This is a genomic window from Haladaptatus marinus (assembly GCF_051194195.1).
Window position 1 is genome coordinate 76,982 of the sequence record NZ_JBLZNK010000009.1, and the last position, 25,670, is coordinate 102,651.

The 25,670-nt window shown below is 60.1% G+C and carries 27 protein-coding genes; 13 read left to right on the forward strand and 14 right to left on the reverse strand.

Going from position 1 to position 25,670, the window contains the following annotated elements; genetic code table 11:
* Positions 1-65: 65 nt before the first annotated feature.
* Entirely contained in the window at positions 66-2,867 is a 2,802-nt protein-coding gene (locus ACN2TU_RS25340; protein ID WP_435159443.1) for a S8 family serine peptidase, read from the forward strand.
* 382 nt (positions 2,868-3,249) lie between these two features.
* Here the strand turns inward: ACN2TU_RS25340 and ACN2TU_RS25345 are convergent, their stop codons facing one another.
* From ACN2TU_RS25345 to ACN2TU_RS25360, 4 genes are all read right to left on the reverse strand, one after another.
* Positions 3,250-3,522 carry a DUF7344 domain-containing protein gene (locus tag ACN2TU_RS25345; protein WP_435159688.1) on the reverse strand — a complete coding sequence of 91 codons (273 nt, stop codon included), beginning with the start codon at positions 3,520-3,522 and terminating at the stop codon, positions 3,250-3,252.
* A gap of 69 nt (positions 3,523-3,591) precedes the next feature.
* Positions 3,592-3,759 (reverse strand): hypothetical protein, encoded by a 168-nt coding sequence (locus tag ACN2TU_RS25350; protein ID WP_435159445.1) that lies wholly within the window; start codon positions 3,757-3,759, stop codon positions 3,592-3,594.
* Between the two features lie 385 nt (positions 3,760-4,144).
* Positions 4,145-5,578 carry a S8 family serine peptidase gene (locus ACN2TU_RS25355; RefSeq protein ID WP_435159446.1) on the reverse strand — a complete coding sequence of 478 codons (1,434 nt, stop codon included), beginning with the start codon at positions 5,576-5,578 and terminating at the stop codon, positions 4,145-4,147.
* Between the two features lie 169 nt (positions 5,579-5,747).
* Positions 5,748-6,239 (reverse strand): deoxyuridine 5'-triphosphate nucleotidohydrolase, encoded by a 492-nt coding sequence (locus ACN2TU_RS25360; protein ID WP_435159448.1) that lies wholly within the window; start codon positions 6,237-6,239, stop codon positions 5,748-5,750.
* Between the two features lie 179 nt (positions 6,240-6,418).
* On the opposite strand from ACN2TU_RS25360, the gene ACN2TU_RS25365 reads away from it, so the two are divergent.
* Entirely contained in the window at positions 6,419-8,398 is a 1,980-nt protein-coding gene (locus ACN2TU_RS25365) for an aconitate hydratase (protein ID WP_435159450.1), read from the forward strand.
* A 239-nt stretch (positions 8,399-8,637) separates the two neighbouring features.
* Here ACN2TU_RS25365 and ACN2TU_RS25370 read toward each other — a convergent pair whose 3' ends face one another.
* Positions 8,638-8,982: a DUF6176 family protein gene (locus tag ACN2TU_RS25370; RefSeq protein ID WP_435159451.1), complete on the reverse strand. Its 345-nt coding sequence runs from the start codon at positions 8,980-8,982 to the stop codon at positions 8,638-8,640.
* 291 nt (positions 8,983-9,273) lie between these two features.
* On the opposite strand from ACN2TU_RS25370, the gene rimI reads away from it, so the two are divergent.
* From rimI to ACN2TU_RS25390, 4 genes are read left to right on the forward strand one after another with little or no spacing between them, the layout of a single operon-like run.
* Positions 9,274-9,744 carry a ribosomal protein S18-alanine N-acetyltransferase gene (gene rimI, locus ACN2TU_RS25375; RefSeq protein ID WP_435159690.1) on the forward strand — a complete coding sequence of 157 codons (471 nt, stop codon included), beginning with the start codon at positions 9,274-9,276 and terminating at the stop codon, positions 9,742-9,744.
* A 39-nt stretch (positions 9,745-9,783) separates the two neighbouring features.
* Entirely contained in the window at positions 9,784-10,215 is a 432-nt protein-coding gene (locus ACN2TU_RS25380) for a DUF5810 domain-containing protein (protein ID WP_435159452.1), read from the forward strand.
* A 24-nt stretch (positions 10,216-10,239) separates the two neighbouring features.
* On the forward strand, positions 10,240-10,650 hold the full coding sequence (locus tag ACN2TU_RS25385) for a DUF5809 family protein (RefSeq protein WP_435159454.1): 411 nt from the start codon (positions 10,240-10,242) through the stop codon (positions 10,648-10,650).
* 29 nt (positions 10,651-10,679) lie between these two features.
* Positions 10,680-12,386: an acyl-CoA dehydrogenase family protein gene (locus ACN2TU_RS25390; RefSeq protein ID WP_435159455.1), complete on the forward strand. Its 1,707-nt coding sequence runs from the start codon at positions 10,680-10,682 to the stop codon at positions 12,384-12,386.
* Here ACN2TU_RS25390 and ACN2TU_RS25395 read toward each other — a convergent pair whose 3' ends face one another.
* Positions 12,387-12,818: a metal-dependent transcriptional regulator gene (locus tag ACN2TU_RS25395; RefSeq protein WP_435159456.1), complete on the reverse strand. Its 432-nt coding sequence runs from the start codon at positions 12,816-12,818 to the stop codon at positions 12,387-12,389.
* A gap of 567 nt (positions 12,819-13,385) precedes the next feature.
* Between ACN2TU_RS25395 and ACN2TU_RS25400 the strand changes: the two genes are divergently transcribed.
* The 4 genes from ACN2TU_RS25400 (at position 13,386) to ACN2TU_RS25415 (ending at position 15,308) form a co-directional block, all read left to right on the forward strand.
* Complete coding sequence (locus ACN2TU_RS25400; RefSeq protein ID WP_435159458.1) at positions 13,386-13,937, forward strand: NUDIX hydrolase; 552 nt, start codon at positions 13,386-13,388, stop codon at positions 13,935-13,937.
* On the forward strand, positions 13,934-14,452 hold the full coding sequence (locus ACN2TU_RS25405; RefSeq protein ID WP_435159459.1) for an NUDIX hydrolase: 519 nt from the start codon (positions 13,934-13,936) through the stop codon (positions 14,450-14,452). The genes ACN2TU_RS25400 and ACN2TU_RS25405 overlap by 4 nt, the downstream gene beginning before the upstream one ends.
* A gap of 60 nt (positions 14,453-14,512) precedes the next feature.
* On the forward strand, positions 14,513-14,860 hold the full coding sequence (locus ACN2TU_RS25410) for a rhodanese-like domain-containing protein (RefSeq protein WP_435159461.1): 348 nt from the start codon (positions 14,513-14,515) through the stop codon (positions 14,858-14,860).
* A 70-nt stretch (positions 14,861-14,930) separates the two neighbouring features.
* Positions 14,931-15,308, forward strand: coding sequence for a DUF7522 family protein (locus ACN2TU_RS25415; protein ID WP_435159463.1), 378 nt, complete (start codon positions 14,931-14,933; stop codon positions 15,306-15,308).
* Between the two features lie 47 nt (positions 15,309-15,355).
* On the opposite strand, the gene yciH is transcribed toward ACN2TU_RS25415, so the two are convergent.
* The 5 genes from yciH to ACN2TU_RS25440 form a co-directional block, all read right to left on the reverse strand.
* A complete protein-coding gene (gene yciH / locus ACN2TU_RS25420) occupies positions 15,356-15,649 on the reverse strand; it encodes a stress response translation initiation inhibitor YciH (protein ID WP_435159464.1) in 294 nt (97 codons plus the stop codon).
* Between the two features lie 65 nt (positions 15,650-15,714).
* Positions 15,715-17,958: a transglutaminase TgpA family protein gene (locus ACN2TU_RS25425; RefSeq protein ID WP_435159466.1), complete on the reverse strand. Its 2,244-nt coding sequence runs from the start codon at positions 17,956-17,958 to the stop codon at positions 15,715-15,717.
* A complete protein-coding gene (locus tag ACN2TU_RS25430; RefSeq protein ID WP_435159468.1) occupies positions 17,955-19,013 on the reverse strand; it encodes a DUF58 domain-containing protein in 1,059 nt (352 codons plus the stop codon). The genes ACN2TU_RS25425 and ACN2TU_RS25430 overlap by 4 nt, the downstream gene beginning before the upstream one ends.
* Position 19,014: 1 nt before the next feature.
* On the reverse strand, positions 19,015-20,013 hold the full coding sequence (locus ACN2TU_RS25435) for an AAA family ATPase (protein WP_435159469.1): 999 nt from the start codon (positions 20,011-20,013) through the stop codon (positions 19,015-19,017).
* A gap of 242 nt (positions 20,014-20,255) precedes the next feature.
* Positions 20,256-20,618 carry a DUF7573 domain-containing protein gene (locus ACN2TU_RS25440; protein ID WP_435159470.1) on the reverse strand — a complete coding sequence of 121 codons (363 nt, stop codon included), beginning with the start codon at positions 20,616-20,618 and terminating at the stop codon, positions 20,256-20,258.
* Positions 20,619-20,690: 72 nt separating this feature from the next.
* Between ACN2TU_RS25440 and ACN2TU_RS25445 the strand changes: the two genes are divergently transcribed.
* A complete protein-coding gene (locus ACN2TU_RS25445) occupies positions 20,691-20,897 on the forward strand; it encodes a DUF8024 family protein (RefSeq protein ID WP_435159472.1) in 207 nt (68 codons plus the stop codon).
* Here the strand turns inward: ACN2TU_RS25445 and ACN2TU_RS25450 are convergent.
* From ACN2TU_RS25450 to ACN2TU_RS25460, 3 genes are read right to left on the reverse strand one after another with little or no spacing between them, the layout of a single operon-like run.
* Positions 20,851-21,834, reverse strand: coding sequence for a 5,10-methylenetetrahydromethanopterin reductase (locus ACN2TU_RS25450; RefSeq protein WP_435159474.1), 984 nt, complete (start codon positions 21,832-21,834; stop codon positions 20,851-20,853). The genes ACN2TU_RS25445 and ACN2TU_RS25450 overlap by 47 nt on opposite strands.
* Positions 21,821-22,582 (reverse strand): coenzyme F420-0:L-glutamate ligase, encoded by a 762-nt coding sequence (locus ACN2TU_RS25455; protein ID WP_435159475.1) that lies wholly within the window; start codon positions 22,580-22,582, stop codon positions 21,821-21,823. The genes ACN2TU_RS25450 and ACN2TU_RS25455 overlap by 14 nt, the downstream gene beginning before the upstream one ends.
* 53 nt (positions 22,583-22,635) lie before the next feature.
* A complete protein-coding gene (locus ACN2TU_RS25460; protein ID WP_435159476.1) occupies positions 22,636-23,169 on the reverse strand; it encodes a metallophosphoesterase family protein in 534 nt (177 codons plus the stop codon).
* Positions 23,170-23,255: 86 nt separating this feature from the next.
* Here ACN2TU_RS25460 and ACN2TU_RS25465 point away from each other — a divergent pair, with 86 nt between their 5' ends.
* Positions 23,256-24,371, forward strand: coding sequence for an outer membrane protein assembly factor BamB family protein (locus tag ACN2TU_RS25465; protein WP_435159478.1), 1,116 nt, complete (start codon positions 23,256-23,258; stop codon positions 24,369-24,371).
* Between the two features lie 54 nt (positions 24,372-24,425).
* Positions 24,426-25,661, forward strand: coding sequence for an eIF2B alpha/beta/delta subunit family protein (locus ACN2TU_RS25470; protein ID WP_435159480.1), 1,236 nt, complete (start codon positions 24,426-24,428; stop codon positions 25,659-25,661).
* Positions 25,662-25,670: the final 9 nt, after the last annotated feature.

Sequence of the window (25,670 nt, forward strand, 5' to 3'; positions counted from 1 at the left end):
TCGAACTTGGACGTTTGGATGGTTTTGTCACAATCTCTTTTCAATGGGTTTCCCTCCCATGTGGTATGGGAACAAAGCATCCTCACGACGAATCGGATTACGCACTTTCACGGCGCTCATTCCTCGCGGCGAGTGGTGCCCTCGCCGGAGCGGGATTACTTTCAACTGGCCACAGTAGCGCAGCAAGCGCGTTCGACGACCGGTTTTCGAACTGGCGGGTGAGGGAAGCGACTCAAGCATGGGAACGAGGGTATCGGGGCCGTACCGACCGAACGATCGGATTGACCGACAGCGGCATCGACTCACGTCACCCAGACCTCGGTCCATGGAACGACGTCCGGGCAGTCGCCCGTGACGGCGAACTCGTCATCACGAAGGACGGGTCGGAGGCGGTCGACCGAGTCGAACTCGACCAGTCGGAGTCGTTTTCGGGTTCGATTGGCCCCGGAACGTTTGTCGCTCCGGCGACGAAACGCCACTCCTTCGTGGTGCCGGATGGCGCGGACGAGATTCAGGCGGCCTGTGCGTGGACGCCGGAAGACGTTCAGGACGAAGGGGAAGACCTCGAATTTTACATCGAGGATTCCGCCGGCGAGCGCGTCGCCTCCTCGGCGACGGGCGACAATCCGGAAACGCTCACGGTTGATGTGAACGCGGGCGAGGAGTACGCCTTCGTCGTCGAGACGTACCTGAACGTCGTCGCTGACTACGAGATTACGGGCGACTACTACCGATATGAAGGGACACTCACTCCCTACGACGGCAGCGTCTTCCCGTCGGGTGACGTGACGCCCGACACCCCGAAAGTCGTCGGCTGGTACGACTCCGGCAGTCGCTACGGAAGCTACGCCGAACCGCGCGACGAAAACGGTCACGGCACCCACGTCACGTCCATCATGGCCGGATCCGGAATCGCCAGCGCCGTGAACCCCGATATGGTCACCGAAGACGAACCGCAGACGACCCTGACGCTCGGCGAAACGCTTTCGTACGAAGTTGATGCGCGCCCGAACCGCGGCATCTTCGGCGGTGCCTACGGCGACGGCATCGAAATCATCATCGAGGGGCCGGACGGACAGGAACTCGGCTCCTCGAAAGTGCTCTCGGACACGAGCGAGTGGGACAACAACGTCGCGGAAGCCCACACTGTCCACGGTTCCGGTACCGCGACGTACACGGTCTACATTCGTCCAGCAGAAGGCGAAGCGATTTCGACTGCAACGGTCGATTCCGTGAGCGCAGGTGCCTTCTTCGCCGAAGACGAGTCGGTCGCCGACCGACTCGCAAGCGGTGACCGTTCCATCCACGCCGGTATCGCGCCAAATTCGAGCGTCGTTGGTCTGCAAGGCCTCGGCGGCGCGACCGCCGACCTCGCACAGCACGCCGAGACGTTCGCCGACCGGTTCAACATGCGCGTCGTCAACATGTCGTGGGGATACGTCGGCGGCGCACCGCTCGGCGCAGCGGGCGGCCTACTGGCCGAGGACCCATCGATTATCAAGGACATCGCGTCGGCGGGTCTTCTCGTCTCCGCCGCAGCGGGCAACGCGGCCACTCCGGCCAACGGAAATGGCGCGCCGAACGTCGCGGACGAGACGATTTCGGTCGTTGCAACCGGCCCGCTCGACGGTATCTCGGCGTACTCCAGCGGCGGACTGGGTGCCTACGACGAGGATTCGAACACCGTCTATCGAAAACCCGACGTGACCGCGCCGGGTGGCACGGTCACCGACCTCGCGCGGGCGGCGAAGAAGGGAATCGCGGCGGACGACGAGAGCGAGCAACCGCCAATTCGTGACTACACGGGCAAGGCCGGTACGAGCATGGCCGCACCGTACGTTTCGGGGATTTCGGGCCTTGTCGCGGAGGCGATGGAGAGCACTGACGTGCCGAGCAAAATTCGGCTCCCGTCGCCGGACGAAGCCGGATTGGGGGACGTGTACCTGCTCAAGCAGGCGATTCTCGCAACCGCCTCGGAAACGGCATTCACTGCGGCACCCTACCACCGAACCGAAGGGCCGACCTACGACTTCGGTGCCCGAGACCCCTACGAGGGTTACGGGCGCGCCAACGTCGGGTCGGCAATCGACGCCGTCACTCGGGACGCTACAGGACTCACGGAGGCGACGGTCGGCCTGAACCTCCCCGAGGACGAGCGCGCGTTCGCGGGCTACGTCGAGGCCGGGCCGGGGACGGTCGACGTGAACGTGACGTTCAGCCACCTCTCGGGTGGCAACAAGGGAATGGCAAAGGGCGACCCGCACATCGACCTGTTCGTCTACGACGCCGCCAATCCGGCAACCAACGGCGAACCGAACATCCTCGGACGAGCGCAGGGGCTCACGGGCGACGCCTCGCTTTCCGTTTCGCTCGGTCGGAACAGCGGCGACAGCGTGCTCTACGTCGTCGGCAAACTTGTCGACGTTCCCGGTGCCATCAACGGCAACGACGTGCAGGCGCACTTCGCCGTGGACGTCACCACCAAGGACGGCTTCTTCGCGTCCGGCGAGCGAGAAAACGATGCCACCGTCTTCACCGGCGGCCAGACGAACCACGTGAAACTTGCCGTCAACCCATCCGAGGACTCGGGAGTTCGTGACGTGGTGCCCGCCGAGTGGAACGTGTTGGTCGAAAACTCCGACGATGTCGCCCGCGTCGAAGATGCGGGCGACGTGCAGTACGTCCACTTCACGAGCGACGCGACTGCCGACGAACGAACCGAGGTCACCTACTTCGCCGAGGCACCCGACTCGCTGGCCGAGTCGGGCGAGTACACCTTCGGTTCGGTACAGGTGAACCCGGGTTCGACGTGGGTGAATGTGAGCGGAACGAGCAGCACGCTAGTCGTCATCGGCGCCAGCACCTGAGGTGAGCGAAATGAATCGAGCTTCCTCGACCCGGTTTCACCGTCGAACCGTGCTTCGCGGTGTCGGAACGGTCGCTATCGGCCGCGTTTTTGGTCGTTGGTCTCATTCATTATTAGCGGTCGAATGAGGCTAGGCCGTAGTTCGTCATCATTTCTGTACCTACGTGTGTAGGTTCCGATTCCAACCTCTCAACGATGTACCTCGGTATCTCGGTAGCTCATTTCGTATCGATACCCAATACGATAGAACAGTGTTGCTCGTGGAAAACCGAGAGTGCAGGGGCTATTACCCTACCACCTCGATTTCCGGAATGCGAAGGTGGGTTGCCTCGTATACGAAAGTGATTTTTTCGTCGAGGCATGTCCACCAAATAATTGGATGTTCAATCCGACTCACCCGTGAGCACCCCTGATTCGGCGTTGCTCCAGTTGAGCCGTTCCACGTCGAGAGTCGATTTCGGCGTGACGGTGCCGTCTTTGATGTCGAACTCCACCATGTCGTAATCCGCCAGCATCGGCAGATGGACGTGATACAGTTCGACTTCTATCCATTGGCGGTCACGGTCGGTCGCCTCCCCGTCGTACTCCGTGACGAGCAACTCGTCGCACAGCTCGGAGACGGAAGTCGCTTTTTCCTGTCCCTCGAGTTGGGCGATAGATTGCTAAATCGTACAAATTGGTTCCTGCCAACGCATCACAAACTCCTTCGTACATCTCCTGCCGTGTCACGGACTGTATGAGTACTCGAACGACCGACTCTCTCCCGTCGCCATGGCGTCCCGCAGTTCGGATTCGAACCGCGTTCCGACGAGGCTCGGGAGTGACTTCCAGATAACCGTCCCGAGAAGTGTCTCTGCGCCGATACCCGTCCGTGCTACGATTCGGTCGTTCACATGCGTGAATCGCTATTCCTCATCGAGTGCGATGAGTTCCTCGCCGAGACTGTCCAGGAGTTCGAACTCGTCGAAGACAGAAGTGAGGCTTCGACCACTCATGGTTCCCTTCGCACTACTAGACCCATAGTGTCCACTCCTATTCGGACAGTGGTGGCGAACCGAGATAACCATTTCTCGGCACTTGTTCCGCAGGTTGACCGTTTACCGGGACGTCCCGTCACGACACTCCGCACAGAGGCCGTTTTCGAGATATACGCCGAGCATCTGCTCTCCACAGTCGTTACATTCCTTGAGTACGTCTGAAGAGCTCACGTCACTTCGACCGTCTATGGCAATCCGACGAAAATAATCGTATCGGTTCCGGTGAAGGGGGGAACCGATTTCAGTAGTCAACGAGACTTACGTCGCTGTACGTCCCCATGTTTCCGTTCTCGGCACGGGTCACGGCGGACTGGGCGTTCACGAACCCGGAGCCAATCGTCCACGGCTTGTAGCCGCTAATCGCGTCTTCGGCTTCCGCCGAGACCGTGTTCAGCAGTTCGGCTGGCGTCGGCGACCCGCTGTTGTTCTGTCGGTACGCATCGACGACGAGCGTGACAATTCCAGCCACTGCCGGACAGGACATGCTCGTTCCACTGATGCTGGCGTACCATAAGTCGGTATCGCCACCTGAAACGTTGAGCGGGTCGGTCGGATCCATCGTACTGACGATGGCGTTACCGGGCGCACCGACGCCGGGTCGATAGACGCCGAGGGGGCCGGATGGCGACCCGCCGTTGCGATACTGCTCCAGGTTATCGAGCGCCGTCTTGCGGTCCCAGTTGTTCGGGCTCTGACTTTTCTTTCGCCCACGCGAAGAGAAGTTTGTGACCTTCTTGTTGTCTTTCGTCGCGGCGACGCCAAGCACGTTCGGTGCCTTGGCGTACTGGTTGAGCGTGTTCGTACTTGGCCCGGAGTTCCCCGCCGCGAACACCGGCAGGAGTCCCTGCGTCCACGCTTCCCAGGTAGCGACGTTCAGCGCGTCGTCCGGGTTGAAGTCCTCGCCGTTCGATGAACCGTAGGAGTTCGAGACGATGGAAATGTCGGTTTCTCCCGCCTGCTGGCGTGCGAGGAGGTGGTCGAACGCCGCGACCGGTTTGACGATGGTCAGAGTCAGCCCCGCCGAGTAGACCGTGAGGTCGGCGTCCGGTGCCATTCCCCTGTACTCGCCGTCGCTCTGGGTTCCGTCGCCCGCAACCGTCCCCGAACAGTGCGTCCCGTGCCCGTTGTCGTCGGTGTCGAGGTCGCCAGCGGGAACCCAGAGGGTCGGCGACCCGAGCGGATTGCCCGCCCATCGCCAGTTTGCGACGAGGCTGGAATCGAGGTCGGGATGGTCGCCGTCCACACCCGAGTCGATAACTGCGGTGTGGACGCCGTCCCCGGTATAGCCGCTGGACTGGACTTCGGAAACCTGCGTCACCTCCCGCGTGTCGTCGTTGTAGTAGTCGAGTTCGACGTTTTTCTGGACGTATCGAACGGAATCCCAGTTGGCGACCGTCTCCAACTGAGCCACCGAGAGTTCGGTGTAGCCGATCGGAAGCACCTCGAACTTGTGATAGCCGTTCGTGAGGTTCAGCGTATCCAACAGGTCAACGTCGTCGTTGGATTCGAACACGACGAGGGACTGCTGTAGCGCGCTCGTTGCGAGGTCGAACGCGCCGTCGATGATTCCCTCACCCGCACTTGCAGTGCCACTGAATGGTATTGCCGACGCGACCGCCGCCGCGCCAGTTGCTTTCAAAAATCGCCGCCGCCCTCGTGGTTGGTTAGCAACCATCTTGTTGTTCATTCTGAACCAAATAAACTAAACACTTTCTGCCAATGGTTGAAACTTAAATATTCTTATACTGTTCGTAAAATAATTCTAGAAACGGTTTTCGACCGTTCCTACGGGAACATGTCTCAGCGAGCGGGTATTTCCGGATTCTAGCGTGGGTGGATGCTATTTATGGAACCGGTTCGATATTCTCGCCCTGGTAGTCGCCGTCGTACGTCCCCTCGTGACCTGCTTCACTGAGAACGAGCTGTGCGATTCGCGCGCCACGTTCGAGTTCGATGTCGTGATGGACTTGCAGCAGTCCCTCGCCTTTGCCCTCGTACCCTGCATCCCAGACTGCGGTGTTGAGCATGCACGAGTTGCGCATGAGCGACGACCGTGGGTAGATGTAGCCGACGTGACCGTCAGGAATCCGTACGGTTTCTCCGTACTGGACGATGTAGGCTCCTCTTGGAAGGTAGTACGTTTCCGGAACGCTTTCGCCCACCTGTTCTGATTCGATCCGCTGACGGTCGCCGATCTCCTTTTCCTCCCGTCCGATTCGGCCGGAATCACGCTGTTCGTAAACGGCTTCCAGTGTCAGATCGACCCCGTTGGGCTGAATCTGCTCATCTGTGGTTTCCGCAATGTGCTCTGCCACGAACGTTCCACTCCGGAACATACACCTCCTTCAGTTCTACCCGTAAAAATCGTGTCGAATCACTAGCTTGGTTGTTCCTTGTTGGCACACTTTTGCTCCTGTTTTCGAAAGAATTGCCACACCAGATGCGGATTTACCACGATTGATGAAAAATGAAACGCGCGGGATTTATAACTCCGGAGAGTCGATATCCGTCCGATATGGGACAAACACTGACGGAAAAGATTCTCGACGACCACCTCGTCGAGGGCGAGCTCGAAACCGGTGAGGAAATCGGAATCGAGATCGACCAAGTTCTCACACAGGACACGACTGGTACCCTCGTCTGGCTCCAGTTCGAGGCGCTCGACATGGATGAAGTCCAGACCGAAGTCGCCGCGCAGTACTGTGACCACCAGACGTACCAGTTCGACTTCAAGAACACGGACGACCACCGATTCCTTCGCTCGGCGGCAGGCACGTTCGGCGCACACTACTCCCGCCCCGGCAACGGTATCTGTCACAACGTCCACAAGGAGAACTTCGCCGCACCCGGCAAGACGATGCTCGGTTCGGACTCCCACACGCCGACTCCCGGCGGTCTCGGCGAACTCGCGATCGGTTCCGGCGGTCTCGACGTCGCAGTCGCCATGGGTGGCGGCCCATACTACATCGAGATGCCCGAAATCGTCAACGTCCGACTCGAAGGCGAGCTCCCGGAGTGGGCAACCGCCAAGGACGTTATCCTCGAGATGCTCCGTCGCTTCTCTGTGAAGGGTGGCGTCGGCAAAATCTTCGAATACACCGGTCCGGGCGTCGAAACCCTCACCGTTCCGGAGCGAACGACCATCACCAACATGGGAACGGAACTCGGCGCGACGACCTCCATCTTCCCAACCGACGAGGAGACCAAGGATTGGCTCTCCCGACTCGGCCGCGAGGACGAGTACGTCGACCTCCAACCCGACGACGACGCGGAGTACGACGACGAAATCGTCATCGACCTCTCCGACCTCGAACCGCTCATCGCGAAGCCGTCGATGCCGGACAACGTCGTTCCCGTCCGCGAAGTCGCGGGCGAGAAGGTCGATCAGGTCATCCTCGGTTCCTGTACGAACGGTGGCTACGAGGACATCCTCCCCGCCGCGAAGATGCTCGAAGGCCGCACGGTCGACCGGAAAACCGACCTCATCGTCGCACCCGGTTCCAAACAGGCCTCCGAAATGCTCGCCCGTGAGGGCTGGGTCGCGGAGATGATGGCGGCCGGCGTCAACTTCTCCGAGGCGACCTGTGGTGCCTGTATCGGTATCGGTCACGTTCCGGCATCCGACTCCGTCTCGCTCCGAACCTTCAACCGTAACTTCGAGGGTCGCTCCGGTATCGAGGACGACTCGGTCTACCTCTGTTCGCCGGAAGTCGCCACGGCTGCGGCAATCAAGGGCGAAATCATCGACCCACGCGACCTCGCCGACGAACTCGGCGACCTCGACGCACCGGGCATCGAAATGGGCGACCAGTACGGTAGCAGTGCCGACGACCCCGACCTCATCGCTCCCGACGAGGCCGTGGACGACGACCTCATCAAAGGCCCGAACATCGGCGACGTCCCGCTGAAGGACGAACTCGAATCCGAACTCGCAGGACCGGCCCTGCTGAAAATGCAGGACAACATCACGACCGACCACATCATCCCTGCGACGCAGGACATCCTGATGTACCGGTCGAACATTCCGAAACTCTCCGAGTTTACCCTCTCGCGCGTTGACGACTCCTTCGCACAGCGCGCACTCGACGCCGACGGCGGGTTCCTCGTCGCTGGCGAGAACTACGGTCAGGGTAGCTCCCGCGAACACGCGGCCCTGTGTCCGATGTTCCTCGGTGTCGAAGGTGTGCTCGCACAGAGCTTCGCCCGCATCCACAAGGCGAACCTCTTCAACTTCGGTCTGCTCCCCCTCGAAATCGACGCGGACGATTACGAGAAGATCGAGCAGGGCGACGACATCGAAGTCGTTGACGACGTTGCGGAAGCAGTTCGCTCTGGTCAGGAAGAGTTCACCGTTCGCGTGAACGACGACTGGGAACTCACCGCAACCCTCGACGCCTCCGAGCGTGAGCGTCGTATCCTCGCCGACGGTGGCAAGCTCTCGCACACGAAGAAGCAGGCCGAGTCCGGCGACAGCGCGGCACCTGCTGACGACTAACGACCCTTCAGCTACCACCTTTTTCGACAGCCGAGAGACGAAGAGCGACGCGAACCACGTCGCTCTCCGTCTGGCTTCTTCACGGGCGACGCCCGTGAAGGAACGAGAGAGCGAAGTTCTCTCGCATTCTCTGTAAAAGCTGGACCAAAAGCACTCCTCGCTCCCTTTGGTCGTTCGTCGGCCCGGAAAATCTCTGATTTTCCGGGGGAGTTGCTGGTCGTGGTGGTTGTGTCGGTTGCTTAGGGTAAGTTTGGATTGTCGAGATGATAGAGCAGTTCGTACTCACCGACGTTTTCGGCACTTTCGAGCGTTTCCCGCATGACTTCCTCGTGTTCTCGGTCTATCCCGTGCGACGAATTTTCGAACGACTCGTACACTTCCTCGATATCCTCAGCCTTCATGTGATAGACCAAGAAATCACCCTCGTCAGTTCGCTCGATGAAAGCTGACTCGAAGTGCATTCCTTCGTTTTGGAGCGTCTCAATCGCTTCTTCGTTTCGCTCTTTGATTTCAGCCGACCACTCTTTCAAGCGTGACCTTTTCCCCGGCTTAATTTTCTGTTTCATCAGCACGATATCAGTCATAGCAGATACGAAAATGGAGAGACGATTTATAATTACCCCAACTGCTTCGAGAGACTACAATCAGAAATCCGTAGTTACGCAGGCTGACCAACCGCAGAGACCAGCACACTTTCCGCGAACGAGGAGCGATAGCGACGAGTAAGCGGGCCAAGCGATGACCGAAGGGAGGAGCGCCGTGTTTTGGTCCAGCTTTTACAGGGAGACAGACAGGGCCAGCGCGAATCGCGCTGGCCCTGTCGCTCGACCGTCGTAAAAGGTGGTATTTTAGGCCTGCACGTCGAACTCTCTAGCGTGACGACAACCGCGAGCGAGACGAACACGCCGACCATTCGTCCCGCCGAAGACGCGGATCTGCTCGCCATCTTTCGTATCGAGAACGACTCGTTTAGCCAGCCGTGGCCGTTTTCGGCGTTCCAGCACTACGTCGGCAAACCGACGTTTCTCGTAGCCGTCGACGAGTCGAAAGTCGTCGGTTACGTCGTCGCGGATCTGGTTCCAAATCACGGGCGCGCACTCGGTCATATCAAAGACATCGCGGTGCATCCCGCTCGGCGCGGGGAGGGAATCGGTCGCCAGCTGTTGGGGCGCGCACTCAACGGACTTCGGGCACAAGGTATCCACTCCGTCAAACTCGAAGTGCGACAGAGCAACGAAACCGCGATTTCACTCTATCAGGACTTTGGGTTTCACTACCTCCGGACGGTGCCTCGATACTACGGCGACGGCGAGAATGCGCTCGTGATGATCGTCGAACTCGACTGAACTGAATCGTTTTTCCGTCTGCGCTTCGTAGAGCGCGACATGGGATTTGCGTGTCCGGTCTGTGCGACGCCACAGTCCGACGGAAAACACCTCGCCAACCACCTCGCGTTCGCCGCGATGCTTGGCGACGACGAGCATGAAACGTGGCTGGACGAGCATGCGCCGGGATGGGACGAGGAGAGTCCGGACGAACTCGCATCCCGTGTCACGGAGAACGCGTCCGAAGAGGAGTATCCACAGGTGTTCGAGGATACGGTTCACGACCATAACCACCATCATCACGGTTCGCAGGAACACACCCACGACCAGCACGGTCACGGACTGGAAACCGAACTTCAGCAGGCAGGCGGATACGGGCGGGATGCGAACATGGGTGCAGAAGCCCGATCGATTCTGAACGAAGCGCGAGAGATGACCCAGAGCATGTTGGACGGCGAGGAAGAATCGGACGACGAGGACGAAAACGAATAGTTCCCGGCCCGAGAATCGCTGACCATGGAGTCACACGGAATTTTCGCCCCAAAGGACGAGGCCGAAGCACGCGAACAGTACGAAACCGTTGGCCCGTCGGCACAGACCGTCGTCAAGGAGACGGCCAAAGCCATGGAGTTCGACCGTGAGGAATACGGCAACCGCGTGACGGCTGATGTAGTCGAAACCGCACGAAACGCACTGTTTGCCTCCCTTCTCGAAGTCGTTACTGGAACACGCGAGGAGTTCGAGAACGCGGTTCCAGAGGAGTTCAACGTGCACGTGGAAGGAAGCGAGAACGTGGACAACGTCGCATGGCACGTCGCACCCGCCGCGGAAACCGCGGTTGCGGCGACGTACAACGAAAAGGAGGAAGCGGCGGTCGCAACGCTTCAGCGGATTGCCTTCGGCCGCGTCTACCGGGACATCGTTTAATTACTTCGCGCCCGATTTGTTCGGTGATAATGACATCAGGTGCCGAACAAATCGAGTACGACCAGTTCGACAGCGGACGCGGAATGAACTACTGGCAGTTCGACCCTGTTCTCCGCTTCGAGGCGTCACGAACCGGCGCGAGCGACTGGTCTAGAGAGCGGCTTTCGGAGTTCGGCAACCTCGTCGGAACGACGATTGCCGATAACTCGGACACGATCGATGCACACGGGCCGGAACTGCATCGTTACGATAGGTTCGGAACGCTCATCAACGAAATCGAATATCATCCTGCGCAGTTGGAAAACGAGGTACTGGTATACGGTGCGGGCATCGTCGCCGATTCATTTCGGTCGCCTCCCGGCAGGGAGAGCCCCGAATCCATTCTCCACCACCTGACGATGGATTACTTGCTCGCTTACGCGGATGTCGGTCTGACCTGTCCAGTCGCCATGACCGCGGGTGTCGCGCTGGTGCTAGAACGCTTCGACGATGGCGCCCTCTCCGATTTCTTCGACCGCCTCACGACCCGCGAGTACGACGGCCTACTGCAAGGTGCGATGTTTCTCACCGAGCGCCAAGGCGGAAGCGACGTAGGAGCGACCGAAACTGTGGCGGAGCAGGCGGACGACGTGTGGCAACTTACCGGAGAAAAGTGGTTTTGCTCGAACGTCGACTCCGGCGCGATTCTCACACTCGCTCGGCGACCCGATGCACCCGACGGAACTGCTGGTCTCTCCCTGTTTCTCGTCCCCCGAACCAAGCGCGACGGCGAGCAAAACGACTACTACATCCGTCGATTGAAGGATAAACTTGGAACCGTGAGCGTCCCGACGGCGGAAGTCGAATTCCGTGATACAGAGGCCTATCTCGTCGGCGAGTCCGAATCCGGATTTAAATATATGTCCGAGATGCTCAACCTCGAACGAATCGCCAACGCCTTTGCATCCTGTGGTCTCATCGGTCGTGCGCTGCTGGAGAGCAAGGTTCGCGCCGCGAACCGCGAGGCGTTCGGCCAGCGCATCGACCGATATCCGCTGATGCGCAGGGATTTGGTCGAAATGGCCGTCGCACACGAAGCGGCGACGGCGTTCACGTTCGACGCGGGGCGCGAGTTCGAACGATACCGTCAGGGCAACGAGGACGCGTTCGCGCTGATGCGTCTTCTCGTCCCGATTGCGAAATCCCGAACCGGGCGTATGGCGGTCGATATCGTATCCGACGCAATGGAGATTCAGGGCGGGAACGGCTACGTGGACGATTTCGTCACCCACCGACTCCTGCGGGATGCGCAGGTGCTTCCCATCTGGGAGGGAACGTCGAACGTTCTCTCGCTTGACGTGCTTCGGTCGATGGCGCGCGAGAACGCTCACGAGCCTGCACTGACCCGCATTCGGGAACGACTCGATGGCGTCGAACACAAAGAACTCTCCGACCTCGTGCAAACTACGCGTGACAAACTCGGGGGATTGCAAGACGCATTGGCCACGTTGGCGACGAGCGACGATGATTACGCCCAACTCCACGCGAAGGAACTCGCGGCGTACATCTTCGACGTGTACACCGCTGGCTTGTTACTCGCCGAAGCAGACCGGGAACTCGCGAGCGGACGTGACCGAAAGTCGCTCGTCGCTCGGCAGTTCATCGTCGGCAGTTTGGACTCCGAACCTGCTCGCGGAATCACGAGCGGCGAGCGACTGCCGCTCGACCATTTCGAGAAAATCGTTCAGTTCGCGTAGTTAGGTATCGCCGCGTATGTCGTCACAGCATTCGCTGTACTCGGTTTGGGGCGCACTGCACTGGCCAACACAGGGGTGGTTGATCAACTCGCGAAGCCGCGTTGCGACCTCATCCGAGAGGGCTTGACCCATTTCACGGGCTTCGGGACTCTCGATTTCGAGGTCGTCTTCGAGAAAGTTCTCCGCGAGGCAGTGTTTCCACATCACTTCGCGAGCGGTCTTTTCACCCTCGTCGGTGAGCATCGCACCCTTGTATTTCTCGTAGGTTGCGAGGTCGCGCGATTCGAGCGACGCGAGCATCTCGGTAACGCTGGCTGCGCTCACGTCGAGGGCAGTCGCCAGTTCGCCGGTTTTCGCCGGGCGGCCAGTGCTCTCGCTCACGAGATGAATCGTGCTGAGGTAGCGCCCGACGCTCGCGGAAACCTCACTCATCGTGTATCAGTAGCGGGTGGCAAAGTGATAAATCCATCCCTCAAGACCACCAGCTTTTACGACGGTCGCTTGTTGGCTTCCTGTAAAAGCTGGATCAAAAGCACGGCACTCCTCCCTCGGCTCGCGGCTTCGCCGCTCGCTTTTCGAGGCGCGGAGCGCCTCGCACCGGTCGTCGCTTGGCACGCTCTCTCGTCATTACATTCCTCGTTCGCGGTGAGTGTGCTAGCCCTCTGGCGGCTGTGTCACTTGCATTAGACGGTTGCAGGCCAGTCAATCACTCAGAACGTGGTGAGTTCGTCCGAGGCAGTTCGCCGAGGACGTGCGAACGACCGGGGAGATACGGGGACACCGAGGACAGTCGTGTTACGGTCGGCGCGACTGTCCGCATGCGGTGGCGGTATTTTCGAACCAGTAATTCTTCCGTTATGGCTTCAGCGTCCGAGTCGCCAGAATTATTCGGTCGTAGTTGTGGAGTCGAAATCGCGATTCAAAAAGACCCCCCACTCTGACGCCTGCTTTGAACTCCATTCTCCCGTTTTTAAGCCCCTTCCCCGATACTCTACGGCTATGACTGACGACTGGCGCGACCACGACTGGCCGGTGCTCGAATCGAACACCGAGTACGAAACCGGCTGGTATACCGGCGGTTACGACCTCGTCGAGCAACCCGATGGGACGAGAAAAAAGTACTACTGGGCGGAACTGCCGCCCGCGGTTGTCGTGCTGGCGCTCGCGGGCGACGAAATCGTCTTCGTCGAACAGTACCGTCCCGCGATTCGAGAGGCGTGTCTGGAATGTCCCGCCGGAATCGTTGAGGACGGCGAATCCTACACCACTGCGGGGGCACGGGAACTCCGTGAGGAGACGGGATTCGAGGCGAACAGCCTCGCCCTCCTCGAGTCGTTTTGGGTTGCCACGGGCGTCTTGCGCCACGAACGCGGAATCGTCTTCGCCGAAGGACTGACGCCGACGGATCGGAATTTGGACGACAACGAATTCCTCTCGGTGCGAGCGATTCCGGTCGAAGACGCTCTCGACGCGGCATGTGAGAGCCCTGCCAACGACGCGACAATCGAGGCGTTGCTCCTCGCCAGCGAGGCCGGTCTCATCGACGGATGAACTGGAAACGAAAAGCGAGACGGGGCGTGTCGTTGCTCGGCCACGCGGTGGGGTACGATTCCCTCGAACGCCCCGATGGCAAGCAGATTCGTCGCCTTTGGTTCGACCCGCCGGATTCGGTGGCAATCGTCGCTCGAACCGGCGACGAACTCGTGCTCATCGAGGAGTATCGTCCGCGACTCGGTGAGCAGGTGCTCTCCTGTCCGGCCGGCCGACTCGACCCCGGAGAGTCGTACGAACAGGCAGCGAAGCGCGAACTCCGGGAAGAGACGGGTTACGAAGCCGAACAGGTCGAACTGCTCGAAACCTACTACCCGACGGCGGGAATGCGAAAACGGAGAGCTATCGTCTACGCCGAAAACCTCTCGCCGGGAGCGCAGCATCTCGAACCGGACGAGTTCATCGAGGTGCGAACGGTTCCAATCGAAGCGGCTATCGACACCGTTCGCGCTGGCCCGGTCTGTGGCTGGTCGCTTCCACCGCTACTGGTCGCCCGTGAGGCGGGAATCCTTTGACCGATCTCCTTCGACGGACGACCGGGTCGCTTATTCCGTCGGCGTCCATACGTCGTCCCGATGGACGCAGAAATCTCTACGGACGACGTGCACGAACTGATAGAGTCGGACGCTGACGTGCGAATCGTCGATATTCGGCCCAAATCGCAGTTCGATGGCGGTCATATCCCCGGAAGCGAAAACATCCCGTTCCACACGCTTCCACAACGGGTCTCGGAGTTGGACGATGCCGATCGCGTTGTCACTATCTGTCCCCTCGGAAAATCGAGCGTACAGGCCGCCCGACTCATCAGTTCGTACGAGGGTGTCCCGGAGGACACTCGCGTCGAAAGCATGGCAGGCGGGTTGGAGAAGTGGGAACACGAGCTCGAATCGGCCGGCAGTGTCGAGTCCGACGCGCCGTTCTAATTCTGTTTCCGATTCGGCAACGATACATAATATATGCTACTGTCTACCAATGTGTTTTCCAAAACTTATCATGATACATGTTAGCGTGCGTGATGTTGGGACGTACTGCAAGCGTCGTGCCGGACGCGGTTTACAGGGTATCGTCGCATACGGACAGGATGAGTACGACATCTACTACCTTTCGGACACGGTTCGCGGAAACTTCGACGACGACCAGATAGAAGATCTCGTCGGGCTATGTCGTGACCTCCACGATACGATCGGTCTGTCGAGGATGGTTGCCCCCGAACTCGGAACTCCCCGTGCAAACGTCTACACCTTCGGTAACCTGTTTGTCATCCATTTCACTCGCACCGAAACGGATGGAATTTTCGTCGCGTTCAGCGAACGAAGCGGAAAATCCCTCTACCGAGTTATCGATGACTGCCTTGAACGAATCGAGGCGTAGCTCCCGACCTATTTCTTCAAAAATCAACCGTTACCCGGACCGGCTCGTCAGGCGACGTTGAACCCTTTGTCGCGGAGGAAATCCTCAACGCGTCCGGTGTGATTCCCTTGAAGTTCTATCTGCCCATCTTCGACCGTACCACCACAAGCGAACTTGGACTTTAGGTCCGAGGATAGGGTATCTAGATCCACGTCTTTTGGATCGAATCCTTCGATGATCGTTACCTCTTTTCCGTAACGGCGCTCGTCGATGCGGATAGTGATCTGCTGGGATTCTTTGGCGACGTCTTCGCAGACGCAAAGCTCCTGAGGCAGCCCGCACGTCGAGCAGACTTCCGACATTACGCATGGGGCTACGAAAGCAACCTATTAAACATTGTCGGGTATGTTGCCATGTCCTGTGGTATTTATCCACTCGGTTTCCGACCGCGAGAACCCCGAACGATATCGTTTACGAGCGACACCGCTTCATCTGCATGTTCTCGGCTCACGTCTCCCGCGTAGCGCGCTCGCTCGTACAACGAGCTGACACGTTGCGCTCGGTCGTCCACACCAACGTGTGAAAGTGCGGCTATGTACTCGCGCGGCGTCTCGCCCGGTCGTCGGGTGCGATGTTTTCGCGAGAGGTAATACTCCAACCTGTCGAACGCTCGCTCCACGTCCGTCTCGGGGTCATCACGCGGTTGCCACCGTACCCACAGCGTTCGATACATCTGTTGGAGCACGCCACTCCGTCTGGCCGTGAGCAGGAGTCCGATGGCTAACAATCCACCGTACAGCAGTTGCTCCCTCGACGGCATGCTGATGGGAATTCCACCCCCGCCGACGGCGGACGAGTTCGTCGTCTGGGTCGTTGTCACCGAACCCGTCCCGCCGCCAGCGATGGTATTTGGGACATCGCCACGGTTCGGCTGTAGACCATCTTCCACGTCGCTCGTGGCGTTGTCGTCGTCGGTCGTTGACGTGGTGGTTGTGGTGGTGGTGGTGGTCGTCGTTGGCTCGGGCGTCCACGTTCCATTTTCGCTCCCCGCGGCATCGATTTGCGTTTCGTTGTTCGCACGCGCTTCCTCGACCATCGCCTCTTCCGCGGCCGACCGTGGGCCGCTGGGGGTCGGGTCGAACCGAACCCAACCGGTGTTGGGGAAGTAGACCTCGACCCACGCGTGCGAGTCGAGCCCCCGGACGACCCACTGGTCTTCCGAGACGCGCTGTCCCGACGTGTATCCGGTAACGAGCCGTGTCGGAATCCCCTGTGTCCGAAGCATCGTAACCATCGACGTGGCGTAGTACATACAGTAGCCTTTCTCCATGTCGAAGACGAACGAGTCGGCGATTGAACCGTTCGGTTTCTCGACATCGAGCGAATATCGCTTGTTCTCCTCCAACCATTGTTCGACGAGAACCGCCTTCTCGTATGGGTTGTCCCCATCGGCGGTAATCTGGTTCGTCTTCTGTCTCAGCCGGTTCGGCGTCGTTCCAGGCAGTTGGGTGTACTGTCGTTTCAGACCAACGGGATACTCCGTCCCGGCATCACGCAACGTATCCGGGTTCTTCGTCGGCACGCGGCTGACGACGCTGTAGGTCTGATCTTCCGTCAGCGCGTTCTTCGGTACCAATCCGCCGGCGCTGCTGATTCGAGTGTTCTTTCTCGCATTTCCGATGACCCGTATCGGCTTCCACGCCGCTGGCATCGCGTCGACGCGTTTTGCTTCGACGGTGAACGTCTGGCGCACTTCGTAGGAACTTCCCGGAGGTGGTGCCTGAGTTTCGTAGGCTTGATTGCCGCCGGTTCGAACCCAGTCGTTGCCGGTGTAGCGGTCGTACGACCCCACTTTCCAGTATCCGCCGTGATTCGCCGTCACCGCGTACTGCACCTTCGGTGAGAGTTCGATGCTTCCCTGCACGGCGACGCGCTGGTGGTTGCTGATGAGTCCGCCGCTCCCTCCAGTGCCACTGCCGCCACTCGGAAGAATCGGACTCGCATTCCCACCCGGGACGACGCTAACCGTCGTCGAGAGGAGTATCATCGCCACCAACGCCACAGCCAGCACGTCCATCTGCGCGATAGTGCCACCGTACCGCGACATCGTCCCGAAGGCGACGATACCGAGCGCGCCGACCATTCCGACGAGGGTTACGAACGCTCCGGCGTCGCCCGTGAGAACGAAGAAACCGAGTACCGCCCCGCCACTCGCCGCGGCGAGTCCGTACCGCCGCCGGAAGACGAGGTACCACGGAACGAAGACGGCTCCGGGTGCGACACTCAGCGCCCACGTCTCTATCTCGCGCATCATCTCGACCGATAGCCCAGTTAACAGCGCGACGGTGTCCGCGATGATCCGCCCCGACTGTGATAGCGTGAGATACGCCCCGGGAACCGTCGCGTAGTAACTGAACAGGCCAATACCGAGTAGAACCGCGCCGAACACGAACGCCGTCCACGCCGGTAGTTTCCGTGCCAACAGCATGGCGCCGATGAGTGACCCTGCGACCAACAACAACAAATCGTCCGCGGCGCTGACGACGTTCGTGATGCGATAGAGGATGCTCAAGTACGACCAGATGAGCACCGCCGTCGAACAGACAGCAAGCCAATGGTATGGTATCGTCAATCCGCCGAACCGCAGGCGGTCGTCCTGTATCGTGCTCATCGTGATTCGCCTCGCTCGTTTTGCATGGTTCCTCGCTCGTCCGTCCCACCATCCGCCCGTGCCGACCGTGGTGACGACCGCATCCCGCTGGAAGCGAAGTCGTCGAACGACATCGTTCGACCGCCGAACCGTATCTCAGCATCCTCGCTTCCCGTCAGTCCACGAATGACGATATCTGCCCGTCCTCGCTCGCGTTCGTGAACACGGCCGCTTTTCATGTGTGCGAGTTGCGTGAGGACGTTCGTTTGCTGTGCATCTCCGTAATCCGGGGACACTCGCCCGTCAGGTGTTATCAGTCCAACCGCGATATTCGTATCGAGCAACGCTGCTGCGATGCTCGCTGTCGCGTCCGCCACGGTATCGACGCGTCCGGCATCGGCTTCCGCCGTGATTTCGATCTGTTGGCGTTCCTCTTCCGTTTCGAACTCCTTGATGAGCAAATCGTCCGCGGGACGCTTTGCGCTCGATTTCCAGTGGACATCACGAAGCGGGTCGCCTCGTTGATATTCGCGCAGCTGGTCGAACTCGCGCCGCACCGACACGCCGAGGCTCTCTTCGAGCGCCGAGACGGTTGATACACCGTCTACCGGGTGGATTTGTGGAAAGACGAGTATCGACTCGCGCACTTGATGGGTGAACGTTCGACGAAACAGGCCGAACACGTCCTCCGCGACGACGCGAACCGGGCCGATAGCCTGCTCCCCGCGCCCTGCGAGGAGAACGTCGAACTCGACTACCGTGTTGCCGATACTGGTTTCGACCGGTTCGCCCGCGTATTCGAGTCCATCGCCGAGGCCCAACGAAACACGTCCGGCGAACGGATCCGGTGCCGAAAAATCGAGCGTAACGGTTGCCTCGTCGCCTCGAAATCCGACGCTCGGTGCCGAAACGTCGAGGTTCGGATGGCTGGTTCGTTTCAACTGCACGTAGCCGACGACCAGCGCGACGAGAATCGGACCGACGACGGCGTTCAGTGACCGCGCACCGAAGAAAAACGCCATCCCGATTCCGAGGATACCGACGAGGAGAAATCCCTGTCCGCGTCGCGTCAACATCTCATTCCACCGGAACGTTGTCGAGGGCAGCTTGAATGACTTCCTGCCCTTCGTCGCCGCCCATCGTGCCGGAACTACCGCGGACACGGTGGGCCAACACCACTTCGGCCTCCAACTTCACGTCGTCGGGCACGACGTACTCCCGCCCTTCCAGGATGGCCCGTGCTTGTGCCGCGCGGAGCACAGTAATCGACCCACGAGGGCTCACGCCGAGTTGACTGTGGTCACGGGTGTAATTTGAAAGACGGGTGACATAATCACGAACCGGTTCCCGAACCGTCACCTGCGAGACGGTTGCCTGCGCTCGCCGGATGTCGCTGGCGCTCGCCACCGGGTCGAGTCGGCGAATCGGATGCTCGCCGACGACTCGACGGAGAACTTCCGACTCGTCTTCCGGATTTGGGTACCCCAGCGAGAGCTTCTTCATGAATCGGTCTATCTCCGCGACCGGAAGCTCGTAGGTTCGGTCTTGCTCGATGGCGTTCTGCGTCGCGATAACGGTGAACGGACTCGGCACGTCGTGGGTCGTTCCATCGATGGTGACCTGCTCTTCTTCCATCGCTTCCAGCAGGGCGGCCTGCGTTTTCGGCGGTGCGCGGTTGATTTCGTCCGCGAGAACGACGTTGCCGAAAATCGGGCCGGGTTGGAATTCGAACTCGCGGCTCTTTTGATTGAACACGTTGACGCCGGTCACGTCCGAGGGGAGCAGATCCGGCGTAAACTGTACGCGTTTGAACGAACAGTCGATGGAGCGTGCCAGCGACCGCGCGAGCATTGTCTTCCCGACGCCGGGAACGTCTTCCAGCAAAAGATGCCCGCGTGCGAGAATCGTCGTCAGAATGTGTTCGGCGGCCGTGTGTTGGCCGACGATGACGTGTTCGATATTTTCGATAATTCGCTGCGTCAAATCCGCCGCATCCTCGATAGAGAGTGGGTCTGCAAACTCGTCTGTCGGTCGTTCCACGGAGGTTGGCTCGGGGTCTTTGTTAGCTTCCTTCATGCTCTGAATGCCGCGGTTAGGTCTGACTGCTGCGGATAGCCCTTTTGGAGACGTCGTAGATGGTCTCCTCGTTACACGTAGTATGGAGACATACCTTTGTAACTTTTGTCGCTACTCAAAGGGTTGTTTGACTTACTGTTGAATACTTTGTGGATTGGTATTTTAGAGATTCAGACAAGTATACGAACGTGTCTTCGAAGTGCATGTCGCCACTTCGATGGGCCGTATCCACGAACCCAACTCTACCATTCCTTGCAGTCTTCACAAACCATCCCATCGCCGTCCCGCCACCGCGTTTCGACCGATTCGCCACACGAATCACAGACGACTCCATCGGGCGTCCAGTCGTACGTCCCACGGGCAGGTTCGATGTCCACGTCAGCATCGACCAGCGACTGGGATTCGCCTTCCGGTTCGGAACCCGCTTCGATTTTCGACTCGAGGTCACTCTCTGGTTCGGACCGGACTTCCTGCTCAGCGATTTCCGATTCGGTTTCGACTTCCGACTCGGTCCTTGTTTTGCCCCGCGACTCCGATTTTTCGGACTCGTCGTTCCCCTCGTCCGAATTTGTCCCGAAGTCGGTCAGTGACGTATCCCGCGACACGTTCCTGTCTACGAATCGCCCCGTCGTAAGCGTGACGGAGCAACCAAGTACCCCCAGTGCCGAGAATGAGACATGGTAAATCCCGTCCACGACATCACGGAGATGATTCGGCTGTTTACCGACGTCGCAACGACGCTCCCCAGTTCCGCAATCCTCCTACTCATCGGTGTGCTCCTCGTCGGCGTCTCGTCGCTCGTTTTCGGGCTCCTCACGCTCGGCGGACTCGGTGCCGCTATCGTTCCGGATACGTCCGGTCGAGGGCCGCAGCAACGAGGCTAATCGCCCCGCTTCTGTCGGGGCCGAGCGGCGACCCGGCGACGAAACTGTCCGCGTAGTCGAGCACCGCGTCGATTCGGTCGGCCACCGTCGCCGGCGTTCCGGCGATGCAGAAGGCGTCTATCATCTTGGGCGTCACCGTCTCGAACGCGGCGGTAAACTTCCCAGCACCGATTTTTTTGCCGATCGCTTCGGCACGCTCGCGGTCGATTCCATGTCTGTCCAGCACCGGCTTAGCCGCCCCGCCAGCGATGAACGCGACCGGTGGCCGGGCTGCTTCTCGCGCTTCGTCCCCGTCCTCGGCGACGCTCACGCTGGCGTAGGCCGCGAAATCGAACTCGCCGCGGTGGTCGGGTCGCTCCGATAATCCCTCCGAAATTCGCTCGTCTGCCCACGAGAAATCGCGCGGGTGCGAAGCGTTGACCAGTGCGCCATCTGCGTGTTTCGCACTCATCCGGAGCATATGGGGCCCCTGTGCCCCGATGTAAACCGGAATCTCGCCGACGGCGTAGTTCAGACCCGCGTCTTCCGCGACGAAGGTTCCATCGTGGGTTACCCGTTCCCCGGCCCACAGTCGCTTCGAGACCTTCATCGTCTCCAGCACACGGCGGAGGGGTCGGTCGCGGTCGATACCGAGGTTTTGTAGGGTTGAGCGGTCGCCCGCACCCAATCCACAGATTCCTCGTCCGTTGCTGGCTTCGTGGATGGTTGCAACCTGCGAGGCGAGTGTGATGGGGTGAGTCTCGTAAGGGTTGACGACGCCCGGCCCGAGTCGGATGTCGTCGGTTTCCGCCGCGATTCCCGAGAGGACGGTGAAGGGGTCGCGGTTGTTGTAATGGCTACTGGCGAACAGCGTGTCGAATCCCGCTTGTTCGGCCTGTCCGCCGAGTTCGACCAGTTCGGAGACCGGGTCTTCCGGCGTGAGTTCAATCCCGCGCAAACTGCCACCCCCGGAGCGCCTGCCGGATGAAATCGCCTTCGACCGCCCGGAAGAGGTTGTCGCTCCCCTCGTGATTGCCGAACTCCCAGTCGCGGACGACAACGACCGGCAGGCCGTCGTCGCCCTCGCCGCTCACGAGGTTCGCGGTCGATGCGAGTTCGTCCACGACCGACTCGACCGTCACTTCGAGTTCGTGGCCGTCCCTGTCGCGCTCGCCGCGCCAGTCCCGGCTTGCGGGCATGCCGGCCCAGCCGAGCGCGACGCCGCGCTGGCCGTGTCGGAACGGTCGGCCACAGGTGTCGGTGACAACGACCGGCACGTCTTGCGAGAGCCCTGACCTGATTCGGTCGGCACTCTCGTTCGGCCGCTCCGGGAGCAAGAGAAGGTCTGCCTTCCCGGTGTTCGAGCGGTCGATGCCCGCATTGACGCCGATGTGGCCGAACCGCGTCGAAGTGAGCAGGAACGGTGCGTCCATGATTATCTCGGTGCTCTCTTCGAGGACGGCCTGTGCAAATCGCGGGTCTTTCTCCTCACCCGAAATCTCGCCGAGGCGGTTCGCGAGTTCTTCCGCTCGCGGACTCGCCGGGAAATCCGCGAAGTTTGCGATGCGTCCCTCGGCCTTCGAGACGATGGTACTCGCGACCAACAGTACGTCGCCGGGTTCGAGGTCTACCCGTTCCTCTACGAGTTTGGCGATGTCATCGCCGGGTTCGACCTCCGGAATGTCCGGAACCGCGAAAACATTCATGCTCTGGCGTTGGTGCGCCCGGGTAAAAACCCGTCCGAAAGGTGCAAATCGCGTCAGCTTTCGTGCATCTGGACGGTCAGATTCCCGTCCTCGACGATTGCCACGAGCATCGTCGCGCTCCGGGCGGGGGCCGCCCCGGTTGCACTTCCCGGATTAAGCAGTCGAATGCCATCGACTTCTTCGTCCATCACCCGATGGGTGTGCCCGGAGACGCCGACGACGGGCACGGTTCCGGGTTCTTCGGCGGCGTTCCCAGCGATTTCTTCGCCAATCTCGTGGACGGTGTTTGCGACTCGTCTTCTGTACCCTCGTTTTGGCCCGGTTCCGTGTGTCACGACGAACGCGACGCCGCCGAGTTCGCGAGTCGCAACATCCGGCAGACGGAGCGAGCGTGGATCCGTGTTTCCGGCGACAGCGGTAAGGTTGCCATCCGTCAGTTCCCGCACGGAGGCCAGTGCGTCGGCCGAGTCGAAATCCCCCGCGTGAATCGTATAATCCGCGCGTTGGATTCGGGTTCGAACCCAGTCGGGGAGTCGATTCGCACGGGTGGGGATGTGCGTGTCGCTGATGATGGCGACCCGGAGCATAGTCGTCGTTTGTATGTGCTGGTAGAAAAACGTTTGAGCGTAATTTCCATCGGAACGCTTTTTTATTCAGTTGGGGTGGTTTCGGTATGGACCGCGGTTTCCGTCGCCGCAAATTTCTTCATGCGACAGGTGCCGGTTTGCTGGCCCTCGGGAGCGGATGTAGTACGCTTAGAGCTAACTCCCGCTGGTCGGTCGAGTTAGGCGGATCGCCAGCACGGTCGAGGAAGCTGGCTGACGACGGATTCGTGGTGGCCTCCACGCTGGAGTCCAGTGGCGAACTCGGATTCGTTCGTTTCTCGGGAAAACACGAATCACTTGCGGAACTCCCACGAATCACCGCATCGCCCGTTCTCGATGGGAACCGAGCGTTGGTCGAAGCGGACGGTGTCATCCAAAAAATTCCGCTTTCCGGCGGCAACCCGACCAGCCTTGGAACGGGCTACTTGGCCTTCGGTCGCTACTCACCGATAATCGCTGGCTCCCGGTTGTACGGCGTCGGCTACAGCGACGACATCGAGAAGTACGGTGTGTTTTCGCTCGACCTCAAAACGGAACGAATCGAGTGGTTGCACCCGTTCGGCCACACTCGGTCGTCGGCGGATACCGACGGCGAGCGTGTGTTCGCTGCATCGCCTACGGGAATGGTGCGGGCGTACGACGCAACCGACGGTACGCCATTGTGGTCGCGAAAAACCGCCGGACGGGCGGCACTTACTCACCACGACGGCACCGTCTTCGTCGCGTCGATGGGCGGTGTCAGCGCACTGAATCCGACCAACGGGTCAGTGCGCTGGCACACGGAAAGCGACTGGATCGGGTCGGTCGGAACGATTCCCGAAGCGAACGATTCGAGCGTGTATGCCGTCTTTTCCCTCTATTCGAGCCATCGTAGAACCCGACTCGCGATGGAAACGTACGTGGTGGCGTACAACCGCAAAACCGGCGACGAACGGTGGCGAAAACGAGCGAAGTTCGGAACGCCGCTTACCGTGACGGCGGACGCCGTGGCGTTCGAGTCGGTCGAACGGGCCGAAACGTCCGACGGGAAGACGAAATCCCGAGAGCGCCTGTCGATTTTCGGAACCGGTGGTGGCCGAAAGCAGCAGTACGAACTCTCTGACCGGGTGACGATGAAACCCATCCTCAGGGATGATGTCATCATTGTCGGCGACGGCAAAACCATCGTCGCCCACGACCGCTGAGTCATCTCCTTGGCGTTCCCACAGGTTCAGGTTCCTTCGGAACGACCGTTTCGTATGGACGAAACCCACGTTGTCACTTGTTTTCTGCGAAACCGAGGCGACGTGCTTCTCCTTCAACGAAGCGACGAAGTCGGGTCGTACCCCGGGAAGTGGGGAGGAGTCGCCGGACATGCGGAAGGTGACCCCGATTCGCTCGTGCGTCGAGAAATCAAAGAGGAAACTGGCCTGCTCGATGCCTGCACGTTCGTTCGTTCGGGCGACACATTCGCCGTGGAAGACGACTCGCTCGACAAACGCTGGGTTGTCCATCCGTACCTGTTCGACTGCGCGAGTCGCGCAGTCGAATCTGACTGGGAGACCACCGACGCGGAGTGGGTTCCGCCGACCGAAATACTGCGCAGAGAGACGGTGCCGGACCTCTGGACATCCTACGAGCGTGTCGCGCCGAGCGTCGAATCGGTTGCCGGAGACACGGAACACGGTTCCGCGTCCATCTCCGTTCGCGCCCTCGAAGTTCTCCGGAATCGGGCCGGACTGCTCGTGGTTCGCGGCGGCGACTGGGACGAACTGACCGACCTGGCGCGTGACCTCCGTTCAGCCCGCCCGAGCATGACCGTCCTCGAAAATCGAGTGAATCACGTGATGGCCGAATCGAGCTCCCCGGAAACGGTCGAGCGGTCGGCCATCGACGGCATCGACCGCGCCTATCGAGTCGATGCGGAAGCGACGGACAACGCACGCGAGAAAATCGCAGGTTCGACGGTTCTCTCCCTCTCTCGCTCGGGAACTGTGCTCGACGCGCTTCGCGGCGCGAAGCGCGTCTTCGTCGCGGAATCCCGACCGGCGTGTGAAGGCGTCGGCGTTGCGGAAACGCTCGCCGAAGACACGGTCGTGACACTTCACACCGACGCCGCGATTGCGCACGTGTTGGCGACCGAATCGGTGGGCAGCGTCGTCGTCGGTGCGGACGCGGTACTCCCGAGCGGCGATGTGGTGAACAAGACCGGAACCCGAACGGCGGCGCTGGCGGCAGACCACGAAGGCGTGCCGCTGTTCGTCGTCACCGCGACAGACAAGGTGCGAATCGGCGGTGATTCGGACGACCCGAAATTGGAATCGGGCGACCCGAGGGCGGTGTACGACGGTAATGGAGACCTATCGGTGCTCAATCCAACGTTCGACGTGACTCCGGGCGAGTTCGTTTCCGGATACATCACCGAGCGCGGTACCATCGCATGCGATGAAATCCGGGACGTAGCCGCGGAACTGCGCTTGTTTGCGAACTGGTAGGGAAGCGCG

Bases quoted from the DNA above. Each gene is read 5' to 3' on its own strand.
- ACN2TU_RS25405 (WP_435159459.1), top strand. From the start codon at position 13,934: ATGAACTGGAAACGAAAAGCGAGACGGGGCGTGTCGTTGCTCGGCCAC.
- ACN2TU_RS25465 (WP_435159478.1), top strand. From the start codon at position 23,256: ATGGACCGCGGTTTCCGTCGCCGCAAATTTCTTCATGCGACAGGTGCC.
- ACN2TU_RS25415 (WP_435159463.1), top strand. From the start codon at position 14,931: ATGATACATGTTAGCGTGCGTGATGTTGGGACGTACTGCAAGCGTCGT.
- ACN2TU_RS25390 (WP_435159455.1), top strand. From the start codon at position 10,680: ATGACATCAGGTGCCGAACAAATCGAGTACGACCAGTTCGACAGCGGA.
- ACN2TU_RS25360 (WP_435159448.1), bottom strand. From the start codon at position 6,239: ATGTTCCGGAGTGGAACGTTCGTGGCAGAGCACATTGCGGAAACCACA.
- ACN2TU_RS25340 (WP_435159443.1), top strand. From the start codon at position 66: ATGGGAACAAAGCATCCTCACGACGAATCGGATTACGCACTTTCACGG.
- ACN2TU_RS25470 (WP_435159480.1), top strand. From the start codon at position 24,426: ATGGACGAAACCCACGTTGTCACTTGTTTTCTGCGAAACCGAGGCGAC.
- ACN2TU_RS25395 (WP_435159456.1), bottom strand. From the start codon at position 12,818: ATGAGTGAGGTTTCCGCGAGCGTCGGGCGCTACCTCAGCACGATTCAT.
- ACN2TU_RS25370 (WP_435159451.1), bottom strand. From the start codon at position 8,982: ATGACTGATATCGTGCTGATGAAACAGAAAATTAAGCCGGGGAAAAGG.
- ACN2TU_RS25425 (WP_435159466.1), bottom strand. From the start codon at position 17,958: ATGAGCACGATACAGGACGACCGCCTGCGGTTCGGCGGATTGACGATA.
- ACN2TU_RS25435 (WP_435159469.1), bottom strand. From the start codon at position 20,013: ATGAAGGAAGCTAACAAAGACCCCGAGCCAACCTCCGTGGAACGACCG.
- ACN2TU_RS25385 (WP_435159454.1), top strand. From the start codon at position 10,240: ATGGAGTCACACGGAATTTTCGCCCCAAAGGACGAGGCCGAAGCACGC.
- ACN2TU_RS25455 (WP_435159475.1), bottom strand. From the start codon at position 22,582: ATGAATGTTTTCGCGGTTCCGGACATTCCGGAGGTCGAACCCGGCGAT.
- ACN2TU_RS25365 (WP_435159450.1), top strand. From the start codon at position 6,419: ATGGGACAAACACTGACGGAAAAGATTCTCGACGACCACCTCGTCGAG.
- ACN2TU_RS25380 (WP_435159452.1), top strand. From the start codon at position 9,784: ATGGGATTTGCGTGTCCGGTCTGTGCGACGCCACAGTCCGACGGAAAA.
- ACN2TU_RS25430 (WP_435159468.1), bottom strand. From the start codon at position 19,013: ATGTTGACGCGACGCGGACAGGGATTTCTCCTCGTCGGTATCCTCGGA.
- ACN2TU_RS25410 (WP_435159461.1), top strand. From the start codon at position 14,513: ATGGACGCAGAAATCTCTACGGACGACGTGCACGAACTGATAGAGTCG.
- ACN2TU_RS25445 (WP_435159472.1), top strand. From the start codon at position 20,691: ATGGTAAATCCCGTCCACGACATCACGGAGATGATTCGGCTGTTTACC.
- ACN2TU_RS25460 (WP_435159476.1), bottom strand. From the start codon at position 23,169: ATGCTCCGGGTCGCCATCATCAGCGACACGCACATCCCCACCCGTGCG.
- ACN2TU_RS25355 (WP_435159446.1), bottom strand. From the start codon at position 5,578: ATGGTTGCTAACCAACCACGAGGGCGGCGGCGATTTTTGAAAGCAACT.
- yciH (WP_435159464.1), bottom strand. From the start codon at position 15,649: ATGTCGGAAGTCTGCTCGACGTGCGGGCTGCCTCAGGAGCTTTGCGTC.
- ACN2TU_RS25400 (WP_435159458.1), top strand. From the start codon at position 13,386: ATGACTGACGACTGGCGCGACCACGACTGGCCGGTGCTCGAATCGAAC.